Source organism: Rhodococcus sp. R1101 (assembly GCF_000278445.1).
In the GTDB taxonomy this organism is placed as follows: Bacteria; Actinomycetota; Actinomycetes; order Mycobacteriales; family Mycobacteriaceae; genus Rhodococcus; species Rhodococcus gordoniae.
This window is the reverse complement of the sequence record NZ_AJVB01000019.1, coordinates 1-23,211: the sequence shown is the minus strand read 5'-3', so window position 1 is coordinate 23,211 and position 23,211 is coordinate 1. Positions and strand designations below refer to the sequence as shown.

The window sequence follows — 23,211 nt, the reverse complement described above, 5'->3', positions numbered from 1 at the left end:
ATGTCGTGGCTCGAACTGCCCGACGGCACCCGCATGGACGTCTTCGGCAGTGGTGGCGGTCAGGCCGTCGCCGAGCGCCTCACCCGGGCCGTGGGTGCGACGGTGCCGCTGCTCGGCCAGGTCCCGCTCGATCCGGCCGTGCGCGAAGCAGGCGACTCCGGCACTCCGATCGTCCTCGCGGCGCCCGACTCGGCACCCGCGGTGGCATTGAAAGAGGTCTCCGACAAGCTCGCGGTGCGCAAGCGCGGCCTGGCCGGCATGTCGCTGGGAATCGACACCACGCGCCACCTCTAGGACGAGAACCGATCGAGCCCCTGCCGTTGGTTGCCACGGCAGGGGCTCGATGTAGGGAGAGCGCCGATCCGGTCTCGGCCGGCGGCGATCTCAGGTGGCGTCGGGGTCGATGGGTGGCTTCTCGTCGCGTGCGAGCGGCTTCGACAGATTCGGCCGGGCCGCACCGTTGGTCGGGGTTCCCGGGGACGTCGCGGACGGCGTGTCGACATTGCCGGTGAGGATCGAATCGTCGCCGTCGAGCAGATGCTTCGTGATCACGGCCCGGGGAGTCATGCCGCGCAGCTGGTTCAGTTCCGACAGCGGTTGCCGCAGGTCGTCGAACTCCGGCCCGAGCTCCTGCTGGAGCTGGTCGCGCGCACCCGAAGCGTAATCACGCACCTGGCGCAGCGACCTGGCCACCCACGAGACGGCACCGGGCAGCCGCTCCGGACCGAGCACCACGAGGGCCGCCACGATGAGTACCAGGAACTCGCCCCAACCGATGTTGCCGAACACGCATCCAGGGTACGTGGTCGCGTCCGAATCGCAGCACCTACGAGGAAGGTCACATCACGCGACGGGACCGCTCAGTCCGAGACGGGGGTGACCTCGACGTCCACGAGGCGGCCGTTGCGCACGAGCTGGACGGTGACCGGCTCGTCGATCTCCTGCTGCTGGACCGCCACGACGAGCTCGTCGGCGCTGGTGACCTCGCGGTCGCCCACCTTGACGATCACATCGCCCTCGACGATCCCGGCGCGCTGGGCCGGGCTGCCCTGCCGCACGTTGGCGACCTCCGCACCGCTCGCGACGTCGTTGACGACGGAGCGCGCGTTCACGCCGATGTCCGGATGCCGCATCTCCCCGCTGCGGATCAGCTCCTGCGCCACCTCGGTGACGTCGTCGATGGGGATCGCGAAGCCCAGCCCCACCGAGCCACCGGTCTCCGACTTGATCGCGGAGTTGATCCCGATCACGCGACCCTCCATGTCGATGAGGGGGCCCCCGGAATTGCCGGGGTTGATCGAGGCGTCGGTCTGCACGGCGTCGATCACCGCATCGGTGTCGGTGCCCTGCCCACTCAGCCGCATGGGCCGGTGCAGCGCACTGACGATGCCGCGGGTGACGGTCTTGCTCAGGCCGAGCGGTGACCCGACCGCGACGACGTCCTCGCCCACCTGGACGTCGTCGGAGCGGCCCAGTTCGGCGACGACCAGGTTGTCGACGTTCTCGACAGCGAGCACCGCAAGGTCGGTCTTGATATCGCGTCCGACGATCGAGGCGGGAATCTTGGTGCCGTCGTCGAAGGTGACCTGCACCTTCGCGTCGGGGTTGCCGGCGGCCATCGAGATCACATGGTTGTTGGTGACGATATAGCCGGCACCGTCGATCACCACGCCCGATCCGGTGCCGGCGTCGCCGCCGACGGTGGTCTGGATGGAGACGACCGCGGGCAGCACGGTGTCGGCGACCCGCGCGACCGCGCCGGTCGGCCGTTCCTCGTCGGAGCCCGACTGGCTCAGTGTCACTCCACGACTGGTCAGCGAACCGTTGTCGGCGGTCGCCAGCGCGACGACGAGCCCGCCGACCATGCCGATGACGACGGCCACCGCGGCCAGTGTCGCGAGAGCGCGGGGTTGGACGCGGCGGTCGAACAACACCTCACGCAGGGTGAGTCCGGGTGCCGGAGGAAGCTCCCGCGCCTCGGTCTCACCGGCCATGGGCGGACCCAGCCGCACCGCCGAGTCGGGGTCGCGCCAGGGATCGGTCTCTGCCTCGTCCTCGGCCTCGCCCGCCGGTTCCGAGGGGGGACGCTGAAGTGTCTCGTCGGTATCGGACGGCCGTCCGTAGGCCTCGGCGAAGATCGCGTCGGGCGGAGGCGCCTGACGGACACGCGGGTCGGCGACGCGGGGATGAGCCGAGGAGTCGAACGATCCGTCGGCGCCGGCCGGGCGTCCGAAGACACGTGCCGAAGCGGGATCGACGGCCGGGCGGTAGACGGGACGGGGGTCGAGGCGAGGCGCGTCGGCAGGACGGGTGATCGCGCCGTCCGGCAGGTCGGACCCGGCCGACGAGGCGTTGCCGGACGAGCCTCTCCCCGACGAGGCATGGGGCAGCTCGTCGCCACGACGAGGGTCGTCGCCGGCCGGTCGTTCGGTGTGCTGCGCAGATTCGGCCGTCACGCCTGCCCGTCTCCCCCGTATAGGTCCGTCACGCAGCCCAGTATCACCGATGGCATCGGATCACCTGTTACCGACCGTCCGGTCACCGGCGCCGGAGAATCGACCACCGGCGCGCGGCGAACCGGTCGTCCGCCTGCGGATGCGGGGACGGATCGCACAGGTGTGAAGGAATGCTGCTCAGCGTCCCCAGCAGCGAACTCGGCATACGGGGTACGTGATCGGCGGCGGACCGGAGTGCGTGACGGGCCTGCTGCTGGGCTTCGACCTCGGCGGCGCACTCGGGACACATCGACAGGTGCTGGGCGGCCCGCATGTAGGCCGCCATGCGCAGTTCGCCGTCGACGAATGCGGCAACTGCCTCGCTGGCGAGATGTTCCGTGGAGCCGAACCTGCGAGGTGGTTGCACCATCGTCATCACTACCTCCCGGCGGCTACCCCGCATCGACGCGACCGTTTTCGGCCTTTCCATGCTCGCGCAGGTACTCGCGGAGTGCCTGGCGGCCTCGGTGGATACGACTTCGTACCGTACCGAGTTTCACCCCCAGTGTGGCACCGATCTCCTCGTAGGACAGACCTTCGATGTCACAGAGCACCACCGCGGCACGGTACTCGGGTCCGAGCGAGTCCAGTGCGGACTGCAGATCGGCGCCGAGACGCGCGTCGTGATAGATCTCCTCGGGGTTCGGCCCTGCGGCCGGTACCCGATCGTAGTCGTCCGGGAGCGCTTCCATCCGGATGCGGTTCCGGCGGCGCACCATGTCCAGGAAGAGATTCGTGGTGATGCGGTGCAACCAGCCCTCGAACGTGCCGGGCTGGTAGTTCTGCAACGATCGGAAGACGCGGATGAAGGTCTCCTGCGTGAGATCCTCGGCGTCCTGGGCATTACCGGAAAGACGGTAGGCGAGGCGGTAGACACGGTCGCCGTGCTCACGAACGAGCTCGTCCCACGACGGCATGGCCGTGCGATCCCCGGTGGCATCGAACGCCGCGGTGCCGCTCAGGTCCGCCTCGAAGGCAGCGTCGAGCGCCGAGGCGTCGTACTCGGGAACGGTGTGGGATCGGGTCATGTGGATCGCTGGATCCTCCTCGTCGGGACCGCGGACGGACACGGGCTTCGGGGCCTGCAACACTCGATCTGCGCGGGATATTCCCTCATGGGAACGTCCCCCGCGGCGGTGTGTCCTCGAAGTCGTGAACCGGAGCGATCGTCTGGTTCGTCGATCGTCAGTCTTCCTCGCGGCGATGTGGTCGCCGTATGAGTAGCCTGAAACGTCCCTGAGAAAACCGCCCCGGGCGTGATCCCCCCTCGGAATCACACAACTCACGGCACCATTCCGTGCGCGCCTGCCTGCGCGAGCGAATCGCCGAGGATAGCCTCGGTGAGGTGCAGACCAACGCCGATCGCATTCTGACCCACGCCGAGAACATCGTCGTCGAGGACGAGGAACTCGCCGCGGCGCGTGACCGTGCCGAAGATCTGGGTGCCGACCCGGTCTCCCCCTCCGTCGGAGCCGCCCTTGCGATGTTCGCCCGCATGCTCGACGCCAGGACGGTAGTGGAGATCGGCACCGGTGCGGGTGTGAGCGGGCTGTGGTTGCTGCACGGTCTCCGTGAGGACGGCGTGCTCACCACGATCGACAGCGAACCGGAACACCAACGCGCGGCGAAGATCGCCTTCCGTGAAGCCGGCATCGTGGCGTCGCGCACCCGGCTCATCAACGGCCGGGCGCTGGACGTGCTGCCGCGACTCGCCGACTCCGGCTACGACATGGTCTTCGTCGACGCGACCCCCGCCGACCATCCGCACTTCGTGCGCGAAGGGGTGCGCCTGCTCCGGCCGGGCGGGGTGATCGTGCTGCACAACGCCCTGCTCGACGGGCGGGTCGCCGACCCGGCCGCACGCGACGCGACGGTGCTCGCGGTGCGGGAGGCCACCCGCGCGGTGTCCGACGACGAGCGTCTCGCACCGGTGGTCCTGCCGCTCGGCGACGGGCTCCTCTGCGCGGTGCGCCTCAGCTGATCTGCGCGGTGCGCCTCAGCTGACCTGCGCGGGTGCGCCCGAGCCGAGAACGTCCCCGCCGAGCGGGCGCTCAGATCCAGATGCCCTTGCCGATGGCGACGACACCACCGTTGCTGACCGCGAACCGCTGACGGTCGCGCTCGAGGTCCACACCGATGATCTCACCGTCGCCGACGACGACGTTCTTGTCGAGGATCGCCCGGCGCACCACCGCGCCCTTGCCGATGCGCACACCGGGCATGAGCACGCTGCCCTCGACGGTCGCTCCGTCGTCGACCATGACGTTCGAGCTGAGCACCGAGTTGCGGACCGTGGCGGCCGACAGGATGCTGCCGGCACCGACGATCGATTCCTGCGCCAGACCGCCCTGCACGAACTTCGCGGGCGGAAGGTTCTCGGCCGCCCCGCGGATCGGCCACCGCCGGTTGTAGAGGTTGAAGATCGGGTGGACCGACACGAGGTCCATGTGGGCGTCGTAGAAGGCGTCGAGCGTGCCGACGTCGCGCCAGTAGGCACGGTCGCGTTCGGTCGCGCCGGGCACCACGTTGTCGTTGAAATCGTAGACGTGGGCCTCACCCTGCTCGACGAGCGCGGGAATGATGTCGCCGCCCATGTCGTGGTCGGAGTCGGGATTCTCCGAGTCGGCGCGCAGCGCCTCGACGAGGACCTTCGTGGTGAAGACGTAGTTGCCCATGGACGCGAACGTGACGTTGGGGTCGTCGGGCGTCCCGGGCGGGTGCGCGGGCTTCTCGAGGAACTGGGTGATCCTGCCGCTCTCGTCGCTGTCGATGCACCCGAACGCGAACGCCTCGCTGCGCGGCACGCGGATACCGGCGACGGTGACGCCGGCTCCCGACTCGATGTGCTGACGCACCATCTGCTCGGGATCCATCCGGTAGACGTGGTCGGCACCGAAGACCACGATGTACTCGGGATCCTCGTCGTAGACCAGGTTGAGCGACTGCAGGATCGCGTCGGCGCTGCCGGTGTACCAGCGTGGACCGAGACGCTGCTGGGCCGGCACCGGGGTGATGTACTCACCCGTGAAGCCGGACAGGCGCCAGGTCTGCGAGATGTGCCGGTCCAGGGAGTGCGACTTGTACTGCGTGAGAACGCAGATGCGCAGATAGCCGGCGTTCACGAGATTGCTGAGCACGAAGTCGATGAGGCGGTACGCGCCCCCGAACGGCACTGCTGGCTTGGCTCTGTCCGCGGTCAGCGGATACAGACGTTTGCCCTCGCCGCCGGCGAGAACGATTCCAAGCACATGGGGCTGGCTCCTCACACGCTTCAACCTATCCCCCGGCCCAAGTCGCCGCCAGCGAAGCGGGATCTCGGCGTCGGATCACACAGTCCGGGCCGGGTGGCCGGAACCCGCGCGGCCCGCTAGTTTGAGGCGGTGAGGGTGGCAATGATGACGCGGGAATATCCGCCTGAGGTGTACGGCGGGGCCGGGGTCCACGTCACCGAACTCGTCGACCGACTGCGCCGACTGGTCGAGGTCGACGTGCACTGCACGGGCGCACCGCGCGACACCGCGTTCGTGCATTCCCCCGACCCGGCGCTCCGCGACGCCAATCCCGCTCTGACGACCCTGTCCGCCGGGTTGCGCATGGCGCATGCTGCCTCCGGCGTCGACGTGGTGCACTCCCACACCTGGTACACGGGCCTGGCCGGACATCTCGCCGCCGAACTCCACGACGTTCCGCACATCCTCACCGCGCACTCCCTCGAGCCGCGACGGCCGTGGAAGGCCGAGCAGCTCGGAGGCGGCTACCGCATCTCCTCCTGGTCCGAACGCAACGCCGTCCGGTACGCCGACGCCGTCATCGCCGTCAGCGACGGCATGCGCCTCGACGTGCTCGACGCGTACCCCTTCGTCGACCCCGCCCGGGTCCACGTGGTGCGTAACGGGATCGACACCACCGTCTGGCATCCGGGTCCGGCCGCGCCCGGTCACGAATCCGCGGTCGGCCGGCTCGGTCTCGACCCGGACCGCCCGATCGCCGTGTTCGTCGGCCGCATCACCCGGCAGAAGGGCGTCGGGCACCTGATCGCCGCGGCGCACCACCTCGATCCGGACATCCAGCTCGTCCTGTGCGCCGGCGCCCCCGACACCCCCGAGATCGCTGCGGAGACCGAACGCGCGGTGGCGGCCCTGCAGGACGCCCGCAACGGGGTGCACTGGGTACGCGAGATGCTGCCCACCGAGTCGGTCCGCGAACTGCTCTCGGCGGCGACCGTTTTCGTCTGCCCCTCGGTGTACGAACCGCTGGGAATCGTCAACCTCGAGGCCATGGCCTGCGAGACCGCCGTGGTCGCCTCCGATGTGGGCGGTATCCCGGAGGTCGTGCAGGACGGAGTCACCGGACGCCTGGTGCACTACGACGCCTTCGACACCGAGACCTACGAGCGCGCCCTCGCCGCGGCCGTCGACGAGGTGGCGAGCGACCGCCATCGCGCCGCGGAATGGGGCCGGGCCGGTCGCAACCGCGCCGTCAGCGAATTCTCGTGGGCGCAGATCGCCCGCCAGACCGTTGCCGTCTACCAGCAGGTGCTCACGGCGCGCTGAGTTCGCCGGCCGTGTCGATCCGTCGCCACGCGGTGACGGTGACCGACACCGTCACCTCGAACGGGTCGGACAGCGAGGCCAGCAGCTGCTCGCGCCGCTCGGACGTGACGTGGTGCGCCGACGGACCCATCCCCGCGACGAGACCGAGCACGTCGCGCGGGAGGGCGGCCGTGAAGCGCACGTCCGTTCGTCCCACCCGCTCGAAGTGTCCCGACAGCGCGGAGGACAGCCGTTCGGTCTTCTTGTCGTCCACGCTCACCATGCCGGGCAGCGCGACCAGCTCACACAGATGCTCCGAGGTGGGCGTGGCGACGACGAGCGTCCCTCCGGGGGCGAGCACGCGGTGGCTCTCGGCCGCGTTGCGGGGCGCGAAGATCGACAGCACGTGTGTGAGCGAGGCGGACCGTACGGGCAGCCGCTGCCACGCGTCGGCCAGGATCGCACCGGTGCGCGGATGGCTGCGGGCGATACGTCGCACCGCGGGCTTGGAGACGTCGAGTCCGATGCCGCGCGCCGTCGGTATCGCGTCGAGCACGCTCGCGAGGTACCGACCTGTTCCGGCACCCACCTCGAGGATCGCCGCAACCGTGTCGTCCGTCGATTCGGCGCACACGTCGGCCACCGCGTCACGGATCGGGTCGTAGTGCCCGGCCCCGAGGAAATCGGCGCGGGCGGCGATCATCTCGGCGGTGTCGCCGGTGAAGGGTGTCGAACCCCCGGCGAGCAACGACACGTAACCCTGGCGCGCGACGTCGAAGCTGTGCCCGCGATCGCACACCACGACGTTGTCGTCGAGGTCGAGCGCGGACTCGCAGTGCGGGCACGCGAGAAGGTCGATCACATCGGCGAGCATCGCACCTCCGATCGTCTTCTCAGGACGACACCGGGCCCCGCGCGCCGAGGAGCGCGGGGCCCGGAGTGCCCTGAGAGGGGCCGATCAGCTGGTGACACTCTTGAGTTCGTCGCCGAGTGCCGCAGCCTCTTCCGGCGTGAGCTCGACGACCAGACGTCCGCCGCCCTCGAGTGGAACCCTCATGACGATTCCTCGTCCCTCTTTGGTTGCTTCGAGGGGACCGTCCCCGGTCCGGGGCTTCATGGCCGCCATCCTCTGCTCCCTCCAAATCTGCACCCGACCGCCGGGCGCGTGGGTTACCGTGTGGTTGCATCGCCGATCGCGGCGACGCGCACCCTCTCATTCTTCCCTATCCGGAATACGTGCGCGTAGCTGACTCCTGGGTAAGAGACCCTTCCGGGTTCTTCGGACCGAGTGACACCCAGCACGATTCCAGGTGATCGTCGACCATCCCGGTGGCCTGCATCAGCGCATATGCAGTGGTAGGGCCCACAAATCGAAAGCCGCGACGCTTCAGCTCACGGGCCATCGCCGTGGACTCCGGTGTCACCGCCGGAACCGACTCGATCGTGCGCAACCGTCGCGCGCGTCGCGGCGGTGCGAACGACCACAACAGGTCGTCGAGGGCGGTGGGCAACTCGAGTACGGCCCGCGCGTTGGCGATCACCGCCTCGATCTTGCGGCGGTTGCGCACGATGCCCGCGTCGGCAAGGAGTCGTTCGACGTCGGTCTCCGTGAAACAGGCGACCGCATCGACGTCGAACCCCCGGAACGCCGCGCGGAAGGCCTCGCGCTTGCGCAGGATCGTCAGCCACGACAACCCCGACTGGAACGCCTCGAGCGAGAGCCGCTCGAACATCTCGTCGCGCCCGTGCAGCGGCCGGCCCCACTCGCAGTCGTGGTAGTCGCGGTAGAGCGACGAACCGGGACCGTCGACGGCCCACGGGCACCGCACACGGTCGTCGGTGTCGATCACGACCTCCTGCTCGTCGGGCCTCACCGTGACTCCCCCGTCGACTCCGACGACGCGCGGTCGGTGACGCTCTCCCCATCGACGTCTCCGGCTCCGGCCCCGGCGACATCCTCTGCCTCGACATCCTCTGCCTCGACGTCCTCCTCGGCGCCGTCGACCGACGACTCTCCCGCCGCACGCGCCTCCGCATCGGCGAGCCGGACCCGCAGATCGTCGACCTCGCGGGCGAGACGATCGAGTGCCCAGTCGACCTCGCTCATCTTGTAACCCCGCACGGTCTGCTGGAACCGCAGGTCGCGGATGTCGGTGCCGGTGACGTCGGTGGCGGGCAGCACCGTGACGGTGGTGCCCGGAGGCAGCGGCGCCAGCGTCTCGCCCCGGCCGAAGACGGCGCTCGCGACGAAGAACAGCACCGCGGCGACGCCCGCCATCACGAGCACGTACAGCAGAACCGTGAGCATGCTCCGATCTTGGCACGAGCGGCCGACACCGGCCGGGGTACCGGGCCGTCGGTTCAGCCGGTGACCGTCACCATCGGCGGCCGGTCGGTGAGATCGACGATGGTGTCGAACGGCACGAACGCGTCGCCCTCCACCAGGAACTGGGTGAGCGGCGCACCCGAGTCGGCGATTCCACACCGCGCGAGCATCGTGCCCACGATCTGCCGGCTCATCGCCCCGAGCTCGGACAGCGGGCGGTTGCGGTGCTTGCGGACTCCGAGATTGACCTGTGCGATCGCGTGGAGACCGAACCGGTCGTAGGTGTCGAGCAGCAACCCGATCTCCACTCCGTAACCGGGCGCGAACGGGACCGACTCGAGCAGTTCCCGCGTGCCGGCGTACTCACCGCCAAGCGGTTGCAGCACACAGGTCAGCTCCGGCCGCAGCGCCGCGAGCAGCGGCCGTGCGACGAGTTCGGTGACCCGGCCACCGCCGTGTGCGTCCTCGCCTCCCCCTGTACGCAACGGCCGCCGGTAGTAACCCTTGACGAGGTGGACGCCGTCGCCGAGCAACAGCGGCCCGAGCAGTTTCGGCACGAAAGCCGGGTCGGGATCGATCAGATCGGAGTCGACGAAGGCAATGATGTCGCCGGAGGTCGCGGCAAGCGACCGCCACAGCACCTCGCCCTTGCCCGGGACGGGCTCGATGCCCGGTACCGCCTCCTCCCGGGACAGGACGCGGGCGCCCGCCGCCCGTGCCCGCGACGCGGTCTCGTCGGTGGAACCCGAATCGAGAACCACCAGTTCGTCCACGAGACCACCGAGCAGCGGGTGGATCGTGTCGATCACTCCCGCGACGGTGTCCTCCTCGTCGAGGGCGGGCAGCACCACGGTCACCGTGCGGCCCGCCTTGGACTCGATCAGTTCATCGATCGCCCAGGTGGGCCGGTCCCAGCTGTTGGCCTCGCCCCACGTGCGTGCAGGTGCACTCATGCCAACCCCCTCACCGTGCGCGCCGGCGGGCGCGCGCCCGCGATCGCCGCGACCATGTCGACCACCCGACGTGTGGCTGCCACCTCGTGTACCCGGAACATCCGTGCGCCGGCCGCTGCGGCCAAAGCTGTCGCTGCCAATGTGCCCTCCAACCGGTCTGCGAGTTCGACTCCCAGAGTCTCCCCCACGAAGTCCTTGTTGCTCAGCGCCATAAGCACAGGCCACCCGGTTTTTGCAAGAACGTCCACGTGCCGCAACAGAGCGAGTCCGTGATGGGTGTTCTTTCCGAAATCGTGGGTCGGATCGATGAGGATCGAGTCGCTCGCCACGCCGGCGCGGGCGGCGGCATCCGCGGCCGCGGCGACCTCCGCCGCCACCTCGTCCACGACGTCGACGTACCTCACGCGGTGCGGCCGGGTGCGCGGCACGGCACCACCGGTGTGGGAGCAGACGATGCCGGCCCCGAGTTCGGCGGCGACCGCGACGAGCTCCGGATCGGCGCCCGCCCACGTGTCGTTGATCAGATCGGCACCCTCGCCCAGGGCGCGACGCGCGACCTCGCTGCGCCAGGTGTCGACGCTGATGAGCACATCCGGGTACCGCTCACGGATCGCGGCGACGAACGGCACGACGCGCCGGATCTCCTCGTCGCTGTCGACGACCTCGCCCGGCCCGGCCTTCACCCCACCGATGTCCACGAGATCGGCACCCTCGGTTACCGCGCGGTCGACGGCTGCGAGCGCCGCGTCGTCCTCGAAGGTCGCTCCCCGGTCGTAGAACGAGTCGGGCGTGCGGTTGACGATCGCCATGACGAGCGCGCGGTCGGTGGCGACCGGACGCCCGCACAGGGTGGACGGTGCCGGACCGGGGCGGGTCACGGGGGTCTGCTCGTCGACATCGGTCGCGGGGCCGCTCATGATCCCATCCTGACATGCTCAGCGACCGGGCAATTCACCCTTCGCGACGCCGTCGACGAAGCCGTCGAAGATCGGCCGGTACCCCTCGCTGCGACTCGCGAGCACGTACACGGCGTCTTCGCCGGTCTCGGTGTGGCCCTGTCTGCGCAGATCGACCTTCCGGCTCTTGAAGGTCGTCGTGTACTCGAGCTCGTCGACGACGCGGACGAAGAGCGGAACCGCGTAGTCCGGCAGCGCATCGTGCAGTGACTTCGCGAGTGCCGCCCCATCGAGCTCGACACCCTCCTTCAATGTGATCGCGGCCATCCCGGCGCGACCGTCGGCTCCCTCGACCTCGACGCCGTAGACGACGGCCTCGGCGACCGTCTCGTGCGACGACACCGCGGCCTCGACCTGCGTCGTCGCGACGTTCTCGCCCTTCCAGCGGAAGGTGTCGCCGAGCCGGTCCACGAAGGCGACGTGCATCCAGCCCTGGTTGCGGACGAGGTCGCCGGTGTCGAACCACACGTCACCGTCGGAGAACGCGTCGCGCAGCAGCTTCTTCTCGGTGGCTTCCGGGTCGGTGTATCCGTCGAAGGGTGCGCGGGAGGTGACCTTCGCGAGCAGCAGCCCGACCTCGCCCTTGCCGACCTTCGTCAACCGGCCGTCGTCACCGCGCCGCGCCTGCCCGGAGTCCGGGTCGAACTCGACGACGGCGTACGGCAGCGGGCAGATTCCGGCGGTGCGCTTCTGGTCGAGCGCATTGATGAAGGCGATGTTGCACTCGCTGGCCCCGTAGAACTCCGCGATGCGGTCGATGCCGAAGCGTTCGGTGAACTCGTCCCACAGTTCGGCGCGCAGACCGTTGCCGACGGCCAGACGGATCCCGTGGTCCGCGTCGTCCTCCCGCTGCGGCTGGTTGAGCAGGTAGCGGCAGATCTCGCCGATGTAGATGAAGGCGGTGGCGCCGTTGCGCTCCGCGTCGTCCCAGAAGTTCGAGGCCGAGAACTTCCGGCCGAGCGCGAAGCCGGCGCCGGCGGCGAGCACCGAGGACAACGCGACAGTGAGCGCGTTGTTGTGGTAGAGCGGCAGGCACGAGTACAGGACGTCGGTGCTGCGCAGGCGCACCCCGAGGCTGCCGAGTCCCGACATCGACTTCAACCACCGGAAGTGCGTCATGCGGCTGGCCTTCGGCAGGCCTGTCGTGCCGGATGTGAAGATGTAGTAAGCGGTCTCGGAAGCCCGGAGATTCTCGGTGACGGCAGGATTCGACGCGTCGGCGTCGCGGGCGGCGGTGTCCAGTTCACCGAAGCGCAGCGCGGTGCGGGCCTGCGGTTCGTCCCCGAGGGAGTCGACGGCCTCCTCGCATTCCTCCCCGATCACCAGGACGGCGCTGTCGAGCAGCGACAGGCTGTGCTCGAGCACCTCGCCGCGCTGGTTGATGTTGAGCATCCCGGCGGCGGCGCCGAGTTTGACCGCGGCCAGCGCGACCAGCAGTGTCTCGGGCCGGTTTCCCATGAGGATGCCGACGACGTCGCCCTTGCCGACACCACGATCGGCGAGCACCGAGGCATACCGATTGACCCGCGCATTGGCCTCGCCGTAGCCGATCGAATCGCCCTCGAACCGCAGGAAGGGCCGCTCGGGGTGGCGCTCGGCGAGTTTCTGGAAGACCGAGCCGATCGTCTCGCGGGCGCTCGGCTTCCGGGTCATCCCGGCCGCTCCGCGCAACACGATGGGGAGATCGGTAGCCATCCGGGGCAGTTTCGAGACGAGTCCGGGCAGGGATACGACGGGGGCGTTGTCTCGATCGGATCGAGTGGTCACGACAGGTTTCCTCACGGCGGCGTCGGGGGCGGGTGGGTTCGCTCGGGCGACACCCACGGCGTTCCCCCGAACTTACCGAAGAGTAGATAGGCGCGCGGCGAAGTGGAACAACTCAGACCGCTGCGTACGGCGCTGCGCACCGGTCGAGCGCGTCGGCGAGGTCGGTGGTGACCCCGAGACCGTCGAGTGCGCGTCGCGCGACGAAGCCGGTGTCGACCATCGAACCGAGCCAGGTGAGCAGACCGTCGAAGTGCCCCACCGGATCCAACAGCACGACCGGCTTGTCGTGCATACCGAGATACCCCGCGGTCCACGTCTCGAACAGTTCCTCGAGGGTTCCGATGCCGCCGGGCAGGGTCAGGAAGGCGTCGGCGCGGTCCTCCATGATGCGTTTACGCTCGCGCATCGTCTCGGTGACGATCAGCTCGTCGGCCTCGACGTCCGCGACCTCGCGGTGCACGAGCGCCTTGGGGATGACGCCGATCGTGCGCCCCCCGGCCGCGCGGGCCGCCTCGGCGACCGCGCCCATCATCGACACGTTGCCGCCGCCGGAGACCAGCTGCCAGCCCCGTCGGCCGATCTCGGTCCCCACCGCGGCCGCGAGTTCGAGGAACTGCGGGTCGACAGGCCCCGACGCGCAGTACACGCAGACCGACAACGGCTCGGTCACCATCCACTCTCCTGTCCGTGCAGTTCGCCCTCGTCCTCGCCGCGATGCGCTTCGCGGATGATGCTCACGGTCTCCTCGACGCTGTCGGTGACGAACAGCAGATCCAGATCACCCGCTGCGATCTTGCCGTCGCGGACCAGGGTCTCGCGCAGCCAGTCCACCAGGCCGCTCCAGTACTCCGAGCCGACCAGCACGATCGGGAACCGGGTGATCTTGTGGGTCTGCACGAGGGTCAGCGCCTCGAACAGTTCGTCGAGAGTGCCGAAGCCCCCGGGCAGACACACGAACGCCTGCGAGTACTTCACGAACATCGTCTTACGTGCGAAGAAGTACCGGAAGTTGAGCCCGAGATCGACCCATTCGTTGAGGCTCTGCTCGAACGGCAGCTCGATACCGAGCCCGATCGAGAATCCGCGGGCTTCGCTCGCGCCCCGGTTGGCCGCCTCCATCGCACCCGGTCCGCCACCGGTGACGACGGCGTACCCGGCGTCGACGAGCGCGGCTCCCAGCTTGCGGCCCATCTCGTATTCCGGATGGTCGGCAGGGGTACGCGCGGAACCGAAGACGGCCACGGCACGGGGCACCTCGGCGAGGGCGCCGAAACCCTCGACGAACTCGCTCTGGATCCGCAGGACACGCCACGGATCGGTGTGCACCCAGTCGGACGGACCCCGGCGATCGAGCAACCGCTGATCCATCGTGGTCGCCTCACGGGCCCGCTCGCCGCGCAACTGCACCGGCCCCCGCTGCACGATCTCGCGACGGGAACCGCCTTCGAAAGAGTTGTCGCCGGACATGACGGTCACGCTATCGCGTGAGATAGGAGCGCAGAACGGAGGTCACCTCGGTGATCCGTCCGATCTCGACGTGCTCGTCGCGCTTGTGTGCCAGGTTGGGATCGCCCGGGCCGTAGTTGACGGCCGGAATACCCAGCGCCGCGAACCGCGAGACGTCGGTCCAGCCGTACTTGGCCCGGAACTTCCCACCCGCCGCCTCGACGAGCGCGGCCGCCGCCGGATTCGACAGTCCGGGCAGCGCGCCCGGCGACATGTCGGTGAGTTCCATCGAGATCGCGAGACCGTCGAACACCTCGCGGACGTGCGCGAGAGCGTCGTCGGGGCTGCGATCCGGGGCGAACCGGAAATTCACGTCGAGCGCGGCCGCGTCGGGCACCACGTTCCCGGCGACACCACCTTCGATGCGCACGGCCGACAGTCCTTCCCGGTACACACAGCCGTCGATGTCGACCGACCGCGCCTCGTACCGGGACAGACGGTCGAGCACGGGAGCGAGCTTGTGGATCGCGTTGTCGCCGAGCCAGGAGCGCGCAGAATGCGCCCGCACGCCGTCGGTGGTGATCCGCACCCGCATCGTGCCCTGGCAACCGGCCTCGATCTCACCGGAAGTGGGTTCACCCAGGATCGCGACGTCCGCGTCGAGCCAGTCGCGCAGTTCGGTCTCGATCCGCCCGAGCCCGTTGAACGACGCCGCGATCTCCTCGCAGTCGTACATCACGATCGTCAGGTCGTGAGCGGGATCGGTGACGGTCGCGGCGAGGTGCAGGAAGACGGCGTCGCCGGCCTTCATGTCGGAGGTGCCGCATCCCCACAGCAGGTCGCCGTCGCGTCGAGACGGCACGTTGTCGGCGATCGGGACGGTGTCGAGGTGCCCGGCGAGCATCACGCGGCTGCCGAGTCCCCGGTTCGTCCGCGCCAGGACACAGTTGCCGTTGCGCACGATCTCGAAGCCGTCGGTCTGCTCCCGCAGGGCCGCCTCCACGGCGTCGGCGATGAGCGTCTCGTCCCGGGACACACTCGGGATGTCGACGAGCGCGGCGGTCAGTTCGACGGGGTCGGCGTGCAGGTCCAGCTGCGGTACGGGCATACCTGCACGATACGAAACGCGTATGCCCCTCAGACCCCGCACACGATTTTCTCAGGGGGGACACAGGCCCAGGACCGGCTCGCGTACGCTTCTCACCCGTGAGTGCACACGGAGCATCAGCAGTAGGCATCGCGAACATCACGGAGGACGGGACCGTCCTCGACACGTGGTACCCGGCACCCGCCCTCGGCGAGCCGAGCGAAACCGGAACGACACGCCTCGAGGGCACAGACATCCCGTCCGACCTGGCCCTCCTCGCCGGTCACGACGAGGCGCGCGAGGTCCAGCAGGTCGTCGTGCGCACCGACATCGCCGACCTGTCGAAGCCTCCCGTCGACACCCACGACGCCTACCTGCGCCTGCACCTGCTGTCGCACCGCCTCGTCCGCCCGCACGGTCTCGCTCTCGACGGCATCTTCGGTCTGCTCGCGAATGTCGTGTGGACCAACTACGGCCCGTGCGCGCTCGACAACTTCGAGACCGTGCGTTCGCGCCTCCGCATCCGCGGACCGGTCACCGTCTTCGGCGTGGACAAGTTCCCCCGCCTGGTCGACTACGTCGTTCCCTCCGGCGTCCGCATCGCCGACGCCGACCGGGTCCGCCTCGGCGCGCACCTCGCCTCCGGCACCACCGTCATGCACGAGGGCTTCGTCAACTTCAACGCCGGCACGCTCGGCAGCTCCATGGTCGAGGGCCGCATCTCCGCGGGGGTCGTCGTCGACGACGGCTCCGACATCGGTGGCGGCGCCTCGATCATGGGCACCCTGTCCGGTGGCGGCAAGGAGGTCATCTCCGTCGGCAAGCGCTGCCTGCTCGGCGCGAACGCGGGTGTGGGCATCTCGCTCGGCGACGACTGCATCGTCGAGGCCGGCCTGTACGTCACCGCCGGCACCAAGGTCACCGGACCGGACGGCACGGTGGTCAAGGCCGCGACCCTCAGCGGCGCGTCCAACCTGCTGCTGCGGCGCAACTCGGTGAGCGGCGCGGTCGAGGTCGTGCCGAACAAGGGCAGCGGCGTCGAACTGAATGCGGCTCTGCACGCCAACGACTAGTCTCTGCGCGCCAACCACCAGCTCTCTGCACGCGACAACAGATTCGGAACCGAGAAACCGTGAGTGAAACCCAGCGGCCCGCTTCCGAGGTCGAACATCTCGGGAGCGGCCTGAAGGTCCGTCATCTGACCATGATGGGACTCGGGTCCGCCATCGGTGCGGGCCTGTTCCTCGGTTCCGGTGTGGGTATCGCTGCCGCCGGTCCGGCGATCATCGTGTCGTACCTGCTCGCCGGCGTGATGATCATCTTCGTGATGCGCATGCTCGGCGAGATGGGTGCCGCGCTGCCGGTGAGCGGATCGTTCTCGCACTACGCGCGCATCGGCATCGGTCGCTGGGCCGGATTCAGCATGGGCTGGCTCTACTGGTTCATGCTGATCATGGTGTTGGGTGTCGAGATCACCGGTGCCTCGGCGATCGTCCAATCATGGCTACCGGGCGTACCCCAATGGGTGGTCGCACTGGGGTTCGTCACCTTCTTCGCGGTCGTGAACCTGGCGCAGGTCGCCAACTTCGGCGAGTTCGAGTTCTGGTTCGCGGCGCTGAAGGTCGCGGTCATCGTCGGCTTCCTGATCATCGGCATCCTGCTCGTCTTCGGCCTGCTCCCGGGAACCGAACCCGTGGGCACCACCCATCTGCTCGGCGACGGCGACGGCTTCGCACCCAACGGCATCGCCGGTGTCGCCGCCGGCCTGCTCGCGGTGGCCTTCGCCTTCGGCGGCATCGAGATCGTCACGATCGCCGCGGCCGAATCGAAGGACCCCGAACGGTCCATCGCCACCGCCGTGCGCAGCGTGGTCTGGCGGATCTCGGTCTTCTACCTCGGCTCGATCTCGATCATGGTGCTCGTGCTGCCGTGGACCGCGGCGAGCGGCGAGACGTCCCCGTTCGTGTCGGTGCTCGACATCGCCGGTATCCCCTACGTGTCCGGGTTCATGGAACTCGTCGTGGTGATCGCGTTGCTCTCGGCGTTCAACGCCAACGTCTACGGCACCTCGCGGATGGCGTACTCGCTGGCGCGCGGAGGCGACGGCCCGGCATGGCTGAGCAAGCTCACCCACCACGGGGTGCCCCGCAACGCCGTGCTGGTCTCGGTCTTCTTCGGATTCGTCAGCGTGTGGCTCAACTGGCTGCTGCCCGACACGATCCTCGGGATCCTTCTCAACGCGGTCGGATCGGCGCTGATCGCGATCTGGCTGTTCATCGTCGTCTCGCATCTGCGCTTGCGTCGCAGGTTCGAACAGGAGGGCACCCTGCGCCTGCGTATGTGGCTGTTCCCCTATCTCAGCTGGTTCACTCTGGCGATGCTCATCGGTTTCATCGCGCTGATGTTGTCCGACAGCGCAGCGAGGGTTCAGCTCGCATCGACCTTCGTGCTGTTCCTGATCATCACTGTGCTCGGACTGATCTGGCACCGCACCCACGACCGGGCCCTCAGCCACCCGTCCGATCGGCCAGCGCCGCGACCACGAGATCGGTGATGTCGAGCGGGTCGCTCGTCCGGTAACTCGTTCCTCCGGTCGCCTCCGCGATCTGTTCGAGTGTCACGGAATCGACGTCCTCGCCGAGTCCGATCGTCACGACCCGGACCGGCGGCTCGTTCTCACCGGCGAGGGTGGCGAGCAGTTCGCTCTTCGAGATCCGTGACCCCTCGTCGGCCCCGTCGGTCACCACGACGACACTGTTGGCTGCTCGCAGGTCGTAACTGTCCTGCACGTACCGGAAGGCCGCGAGGATCGTGTCGTAGAGCGCTGTGCTCTCGTCGGCCGTTCCGGCCATCTGCGCCACGAGTGCGGTGAGTCGATCGCGGTGAGTCCGGCCCTCGACGACCGAATCGAAACGTCGTATCGGTGCCGCCTCGACGTATTCGGCGCCACCTGCTCCCCCGCCGAACAACCACAGGCCGGCCGAGACACTCCCAGGGAGGACGTCGTTGGCAGCCAGCGCGGCGCGCCGTACCAGTTCGATCCGGCTCTCGTCGCCGAGATTCCGGTTCATCGATGCGGACACGTCCACCGCGAAGACGGTGCGTACGGGAAGCGCCTGCAGGGCCCACACGTTCATCGCCTCTTCCGCGACGCTCTCGTCCTGGAGCTCCAGCACGGGAACGAGCCCCACACCACGGTCGCCGGGGAGCACCCGACCGTTCCCGTCCCGGAACCCGTACCGAGCCAGCCTGTCGAGTCCTTCGGGTGTATGCAACGCGTCGATCAGCACGGTCGCGGCGTAGGCCACCCTGTCGTATCGCTCACCACGCGCCGTCACGACCAACGGATAGTCGACGAGCGGGGTTCCCGTTCCGGGTACCGCGGTACCGAGATCCCGCTCGTGGACACGGCGATAGGTGTCCACCTGCTGTTCGGTGCTCACGACCTTCCCACCGTCCGAGACGACGTTTTCGAGCAGTTCCGAACCGGCGGGCGCCTCCTCGTCGCGGGCCAGCTCACGTTCGGCCAGCGGTGCCATGACCGGACGGACCGTTCCGATCGCGACGGGATCACCGGCGGCTTCGGCCAGCACGGCGCGGATGGCCCCCGCGGCGGGGCCGGACCGCAGCGGATTGCCGAAGACGAGATCGGGTGAGGACAGCGCGCTCTGCCAGTCGGGCACGGGTTCGACGCCGCCCGGTTCACCTGCGAGCACGAGCGGCGTCGTGGCGAGGGGTGTCGACACCGTGCGCACCGGTCCCGAGGCATTCGTTCCCGCCCACGACGCCCACCAGCCACCCGCCGGAATCCACAGGTCCGGGGCATCGTCCGCCGCGATCCGCGCCGATACCTCGCCCGGCTCCTGTTCCACGACCTCGAACTCGGCACACTCCGGGGGCGCGATCTCCCCGATCACCGGGGCGAGATCGGAGGACACCGCCACCGTGTACCGCTCGATCACGTCGCAGTCGCGTCCGTCCTCCACGACGAGGAAGGCGATCGAGCCTGCTGCGAGGACGAGGATCGCGGGGACGACGAGCAAGCGCATCCGACGCGTGCCCGGCCGTGCACCTTCGCGCTTCCCGCCACGACGAACCGGCGGATCCGGTTCGGACTCCCTCGCCATGCGCCGGCCCCCTCGCGCTCACCCCGGGTGACGCCCCCTCGGTCGCCCGAGACCGATGATATCGACCGAGACGCCGCGGAAAGCCGAATCCGGCGCGATGTCAGCCCCGTTCGGAGCTCTCCTGTTCGAGTCGCCGAGCGGTCAGTGCCGCCTGTAGTTGCCGCAGCCCGGAGGGCCGGGTGGGATCGAAGCCGGTGAGCTGCGCGACCCGCTTGAGCCGGTAGTCGACCGTGTTCGCGTGGACGTGCAGTGTCTTGGCCGTGAGCTGCCGGCTGAGGTCGTGTGCGATGTGTGTTTCCAGCGTCTCGACGAGTTCGGGTGATTCGTCGAGCGGATCGAGCACGCGCGCGAGATGCCGGCGCGCCGGTCCGGGCCGGGTGAGCTGGTATTCGAGGGCGAGATCCTGCATGCCGTAGGCACCGACGGGGCGTCCGAGCCGTCGCGCGAGATCGAGCAGTTCGTGGGCCTGCTTCGCCGCGATGGGTACTTCCCGGACGGGAGCGTGGACGAGAGCGATCGTGACGGACACACCCGCGACGGTCTCGATGCGTTGCCGGAACTCCTCGATCGCCTCGGTCGAGGGCGACTCGGGCAACAGGACGGTGCCGCCCTCGGGGCCGAGCATCGCGAGGTGGCGGCCCTCGCAGATCGCTTCGAGTTCGGTCTCGACCCGGCGCAGGGTCCGACGCGCGACGACCTCGGGCCGCACATGCGGATTGCGCTCGTCGGGATGACGGGTGAGCGAGACGGCCAGCACGGTGTAGGTGTCGGCGAGCACGAGACCCGAGCGTTGCGCGACCGTCGCGGCGTCCTGCCCGCTGAGCAGGGCAGTGACCAGCTCTTGCGCGGCGACATCGCGTTCGCGCCGGATGGCGTCGAGTTCGGCGACGAAACCGGTGGTCGCGGCGACGGTGACCTTCTCGAGCAGGGCCATCCACAGGCGGGACGCATCGGCAACGGAGGAGACATCGCCCTCCCGAGCCCGATCGGTGACCAGTTCCCAGCCGAGCCGGATGCCTTCGTGATAGATCCGGAGCATGTATTCGAGCCGGAATCCTGCGCGGGCCCATTGGGCGGCGCTGCTGCGCAGGTCGGCGAGTTCGGCGTCGGACGGCAGTTCTCCCGAATCGAGGAGATGGATCGCGATGCGCAGGCAGCGCACGGTGACCTCGGTGACGTCGCCGCGCAGCGATTCCCCCGGCCGGAGCGAACACGGAGCCACGTTGTCGGCGAAATGCGCCACGAGTTTGCGAGCCACCGCCGGCAGATCGCGCAGCGGAACGGACGCGGGTTTGCCGTCCACCAGGAACAGCGGGGCGTGATCACCGTCCCCCCGACGATCGCGCCCGGGCACCCGGACCTGATCCGTTACAGACATCCCTCGAACCCCCATCGAAGTGAGTAGATCTACATACGGTGCAGTAGAGAATCCGCCTCGGAGTGTGACACATGCAACCCCTGTGGCCGATTTTCCACACCATCCCGGTTACAGGAACCTACCTGCCGGCGATCACCCGCCGGATCTCTCAGCCCAGTGTCTTCTTCTGCACCTTGCCCATCGCATTGCGCGGAAGGTCGCTCACCAGGCGCACCTCCCGGGGCCGCTTGTGGACGGACAGTTGTTGCGCGACAAGGTTTATCAGTTCCTCCTCGTCGGCCTCCGGGCCGCCGGCCGCGGGCACCACGAACGCGACGATCCGCTGACCGAGATCCTCGTCGGGCAGCCCCACCACGGCCGCCTCCCGCACGGCAGGATGCCCGAGCAGGGCCGTCTCGATCTCTCCCGCGCCCACCCGGAACCCGCCCGTCTTGATCAGATCGGTCGACTCCCGGCCCACGATGCGGTGGAATCCGTCCTCGTCGACGACCGCCACATCACCGGTGACGAACCATCCGTCCTCGGTCCACGCCGACGCGGTGGCCTCGGGCCTGTTCAGGTAACCGTCGAACAGCATCGGCCCACGTACCTGCAGGACACCGATGCTCTCCCCGTCGTGGGGCACGTCGCGGCCCTGCGTCGTCGCGCAGCCGTGTCTCCACACCGGCCACGGGCGTACCGACCCAGCCGGGGCGGCGCTCGCCGTCGACCCGCGTGCTGAGGGTCAGCATCGTCTCGCTCATACCGTACCGCTCGATCGGGACGAGGCCCGTGAGCTCACGCAGTCGTTCGAAGACCGGCACCGGCAGCGGTGCGCTGCCCGAGACGAGCAGTCGCGCACCGCTCAGCGCGCGGGCGGATTCCTCGTCCTCGACGACGCGCGTCCACACCGTCGGCACCCCGAAGTACAGGGAACCCCGCGCTTCCGCGTAGGCCTTCGGCGTCGGCCGGCCGGTATGGATCAGTCGGCTGCCCACGCGCAGCGCACCCACCACTCCGAGCACGAGTCCGTGCACATGGAACAGCGGAAGTCCGTGCACGAGCGTGTCGCGCTCGGTCCAGGCCCACGCCTCGGCGAGCGCGTCGATGCCGGCGGCGATCGCACGCCGGCTCAGGAGCACGCCCTTCGGGGCACCGGTGGTACCGGAGGTGTAGAGCACGAAGGCGATTCGCGACGGGTTCGGCTCCGGCAGATGATGCCAGTCGCGGGCGTGCAACCGGACCGGCAGTACCGGCAGTTCCGGGACGTCGGGATGCTGTCCCTCGGGGGCCGGACCGAGCCAGGCCTGTGCGCCCGAATCGGTCAGGATGTGTGCGAGTTCGGCCGGCCCCGAATCCGGAGGCACCGGCACCACGGTCGTCCCGGCGAGCAGAGCGCCCGTCACGGCGACGACGGTGGTCGCGCCGGGAGTGGCGAGCACGGCCACTCGATCGGCCCGTGCCACCCGCGCGGCGACCGCGGTCGCCGCGCCGAGCAGATCGCTGCGGGAGAAGGTGTGACCGTCGATACGAACGGCGTCCGGGAGATCGTCGCCGCGCGCGACGGCCAGCGGGTTCAGCGAACGAAGCAGTGCAGACACAGCAGCCACGATCCCATATCGCGCCGCACTCCCATCGGGGCGGTCAGGTGCGGACGTCGCCGCGCGTCGCCGACACCGATGCCCGCGTGAGGTGCGGCGGGGGAAGCACAGTGGCCAGGACCGCGCCCAGCAGCATCCCGATCAGGATCGCCACGCCGTGCGCGTCGCCCGCGACCACGAGCACCACGCCGAGAACGAAGGTCGCCGCGGAGGCGACGAGCAGCGGGCGTGTCGCCCCGACGACCGGCCAGAGTCCCGCGAGGGTCGCGGCCGACGCGAGCGTCGCGCCGGTCGTTCCCGCGCCGTCGGACGGGAAGACGAAGGTGGTGAACAATCCCCACAGCAGCTGACCGACCACGAACAACCCGATCGCCCGGTACCACCCCCACACCCGCACGATCGCGACGGAGACCACCGCGAGCAGCACGAGGTTCACCACGGTGAGGAGCACTCCGCCGTCCTCGACCAGTCCGGCGGCGAGGACGCGCCACCACTCCCCCGCATCGCGGGTGCGGACGGGTTGCCGCCTGAAGAGGTCGAGCAGTTCCGGGAAGATCAGCCGGG

Annotated in this window: 23 protein-coding genes and 1 pseudogene; 5 read left to right on the top strand and 19 right to left on the bottom strand. The window is 69.0% G+C overall.

Features of this window, described 5'->3' with window-relative positions:
• On the top strand, positions 1 to 294 hold a 294-nt coding region (locus R1101_RS0103325; RefSeq protein WP_016932073.1), incomplete at its 5' end, for a P-loop NTPase.
• Between the two features lie 90 nt (positions 295 to 384).
• On the opposite strand, the gene tatB is transcribed toward R1101_RS0103325, so the two are convergent.
• From tatB to sigE, 4 genes are all read right to left on the bottom strand, one after another.
• Positions 385 to 789: a Sec-independent protein translocase protein TatB gene (gene tatB, locus R1101_RS0103320; protein WP_016932072.1), complete on the bottom strand. Its 405-nt coding sequence runs from the start codon at positions 787 to 789 to the stop codon at positions 385 to 387.
• A 71-nt stretch (positions 790 to 860) separates the two neighbouring features.
• Positions 861 to 2,456 carry a trypsin-like peptidase domain-containing protein gene (locus R1101_RS0103315; RefSeq protein WP_016932071.1) on the bottom strand — a complete coding sequence of 532 codons (1,596 nt, stop codon included), beginning with the start codon at positions 2,454 to 2,456 and terminating at the stop codon, positions 861 to 863.
• Positions 2,457 to 2,538: 82 nt separating this feature from the next.
• Positions 2,539 to 2,871, bottom strand: a complete 333-nt coding sequence (locus tag R1101_RS0103310) for an anti-sigma factor family protein (protein WP_016932070.1) — start codon at positions 2,869 to 2,871, stop codon at positions 2,539 to 2,541.
• Positions 2,872 to 2,887: 16 nt separating this feature from the next.
• Positions 2,888 to 3,523 carry an RNA polymerase sigma factor SigE gene (gene sigE, locus R1101_RS0103305; RefSeq protein WP_026002829.1) on the bottom strand — a complete coding sequence of 212 codons (636 nt, stop codon included), beginning with the start codon at positions 3,521 to 3,523 and terminating at the stop codon, positions 2,888 to 2,890.
• A gap of 317 nt (positions 3,524 to 3,840) precedes the next feature.
• On the opposite strand from sigE, the gene R1101_RS0103300 reads away from it, so the two are divergent.
• Complete coding sequence (locus R1101_RS0103300; RefSeq protein ID WP_026002828.1) at positions 3,841 to 4,476, top strand: O-methyltransferase; 636 nt, start codon at positions 3,841 to 3,843, stop codon at positions 4,474 to 4,476.
• Between the two features lie 70 nt (positions 4,477 to 4,546).
• On the opposite strand, the gene glgC is transcribed toward R1101_RS0103300, so the two are convergent.
• Entirely contained in the window at positions 4,547 to 5,761 is a 1,215-nt protein-coding gene (glgC, locus tag R1101_RS0103295) for a glucose-1-phosphate adenylyltransferase (protein WP_037190186.1), read from the bottom strand.
• 114 nt (positions 5,762 to 5,875) lie between these two features.
• Between glgC and glgA the strand changes: the two genes are divergently transcribed.
• Positions 5,876 to 7,048 carry a glycogen synthase gene (gene glgA, locus R1101_RS0103290; protein ID WP_026002827.1) on the top strand — a complete coding sequence of 391 codons (1,173 nt, stop codon included), beginning with the start codon at positions 5,876 to 5,878 and terminating at the stop codon, positions 7,046 to 7,048.
• Here glgA and R1101_RS0103285 read toward each other — a convergent pair.
• From R1101_RS0103285 to dapE, 10 genes are all read right to left on the bottom strand, one after another.
• Positions 7,035 to 7,901, bottom strand: coding sequence for a putative RNA methyltransferase (locus tag R1101_RS0103285; RefSeq protein WP_016932066.1), 867 nt, complete (start codon positions 7,899 to 7,901; stop codon positions 7,035 to 7,037). The two genes, glgA and R1101_RS0103285, sit on opposite strands and share 14 nt — an antisense overlap.
• Before the next feature lie 84 nt (positions 7,902 to 7,985).
• Positions 7,986 to 8,153, bottom strand: a complete 168-nt coding sequence (locus R1101_RS29370; protein ID WP_006554284.1) for a DUF3117 domain-containing protein — start codon at positions 8,151 to 8,153, stop codon at positions 7,986 to 7,988.
• A 97-nt stretch (positions 8,154 to 8,250) separates the two neighbouring features.
• Positions 8,251 to 8,901 (bottom strand): DNA-3-methyladenine glycosylase I, encoded by a 651-nt coding sequence (locus tag R1101_RS0103275; RefSeq protein WP_016932065.1) that lies wholly within the window; start codon positions 8,899 to 8,901, stop codon positions 8,251 to 8,253.
• Positions 8,898 to 9,335: a DivIVA domain-containing protein gene (locus R1101_RS0103270; RefSeq protein ID WP_016932064.1), complete on the bottom strand. Its 438-nt coding sequence runs from the start codon at positions 9,333 to 9,335 to the stop codon at positions 8,898 to 8,900. Before R1101_RS0103270 ends, R1101_RS0103275 begins: the two co-directional genes overlap by 4 nt.
• A gap of 53 nt (positions 9,336 to 9,388) precedes the next feature.
• Positions 9,389 to 10,306, bottom strand: a complete 918-nt coding sequence (locus tag R1101_RS0103265) for a glucosyl-3-phosphoglycerate synthase (RefSeq protein WP_016932063.1) — start codon at positions 10,304 to 10,306, stop codon at positions 9,389 to 9,391.
• Entirely contained in the window at positions 10,303 to 11,223 is a 921-nt protein-coding gene (folP, locus tag R1101_RS0103260; RefSeq protein WP_016932062.1) for a dihydropteroate synthase, read from the bottom strand. Before folP ends, R1101_RS0103265 begins: the two co-directional genes overlap by 4 nt.
• Positions 11,224 to 11,241: 18 nt before the next feature.
• Positions 11,242 to 13,029 (bottom strand): long-chain-acyl-CoA synthetase, encoded by a 1,788-nt coding sequence (locus R1101_RS0103255; protein ID WP_081494017.1) that lies wholly within the window; start codon positions 13,027 to 13,029, stop codon positions 11,242 to 11,244.
• A 112-nt stretch (positions 13,030 to 13,141) separates the two neighbouring features.
• Positions 13,142 to 13,702 (bottom strand): TIGR00730 family Rossman fold protein, encoded by a 561-nt coding sequence (locus tag R1101_RS0103250; protein WP_016932060.1) that lies wholly within the window; start codon positions 13,700 to 13,702, stop codon positions 13,142 to 13,144.
• Positions 13,696 to 14,496: a TIGR00730 family Rossman fold protein gene (locus R1101_RS0103245; RefSeq protein ID WP_026002823.1), complete on the bottom strand. Its 801-nt coding sequence runs from the start codon at positions 14,494 to 14,496 to the stop codon at positions 13,696 to 13,698. The genes R1101_RS0103250 and R1101_RS0103245 overlap by 7 nt, the downstream gene beginning before the upstream one ends.
• Before the next feature lie 10 nt (positions 14,497 to 14,506).
• Positions 14,507 to 15,583 (bottom strand): succinyl-diaminopimelate desuccinylase, encoded by a 1,077-nt coding sequence (gene dapE, locus R1101_RS0103240; protein ID WP_016932058.1) that lies wholly within the window; start codon positions 15,581 to 15,583, stop codon positions 14,507 to 14,509.
• 98 nt (positions 15,584 to 15,681) lie between these two features.
• On the opposite strand from dapE, the gene dapD reads away from it, so the two are divergent.
• Positions 15,682 to 16,635: a 2,3,4,5-tetrahydropyridine-2,6-dicarboxylate N-succinyltransferase gene (gene dapD, locus R1101_RS0103235; protein WP_016932057.1), complete on the top strand. Its 954-nt coding sequence runs from the start codon at positions 15,682 to 15,684 to the stop codon at positions 16,633 to 16,635.
• Positions 16,636 to 16,766: 131 nt separating this feature from the next.
• Entirely contained in the window at positions 16,767 to 18,116 is a 1,350-nt protein-coding gene (locus R1101_RS0103230; RefSeq protein WP_232284663.1) for an amino acid permease, read from the top strand.
• On the opposite strand, the gene R1101_RS0103225 is transcribed toward R1101_RS0103230, so the two are convergent.
• From R1101_RS0103225 to R1101_RS25760, 4 genes and pseudogenes are all read right to left on the bottom strand, one after another.
• Positions 18,070 to 19,611 (bottom strand): substrate-binding and VWA domain-containing protein, encoded by a 1,542-nt coding sequence (locus tag R1101_RS0103225; protein ID WP_016932054.1) that lies wholly within the window; start codon positions 19,609 to 19,611, stop codon positions 18,070 to 18,072. The two genes, R1101_RS0103230 and R1101_RS0103225, sit on opposite strands and share 47 nt — an antisense overlap.
• 178 nt (positions 19,612 to 19,789) lie before the next feature.
• Positions 19,790 to 21,043 carry a PucR family transcriptional regulator gene (locus R1101_RS0103220; protein WP_016932053.1) on the bottom strand — a complete coding sequence of 418 codons (1,254 nt, stop codon included), beginning with the start codon at positions 21,041 to 21,043 and terminating at the stop codon, positions 19,790 to 19,792.
• A gap of 172 nt (positions 21,044 to 21,215) precedes the next feature.
• A pseudogene (locus tag R1101_RS25765) lies at positions 21,216 to 22,647 on the bottom strand (acyl-CoA synthetase).
• A gap of 43 nt (positions 22,648 to 22,690) precedes the next feature.
• A partial coding sequence (locus R1101_RS25760; RefSeq protein WP_016932052.1) for a hypothetical protein occupies positions 22,691 to 23,211 on the bottom strand: 521 nt, incomplete at its 5' end.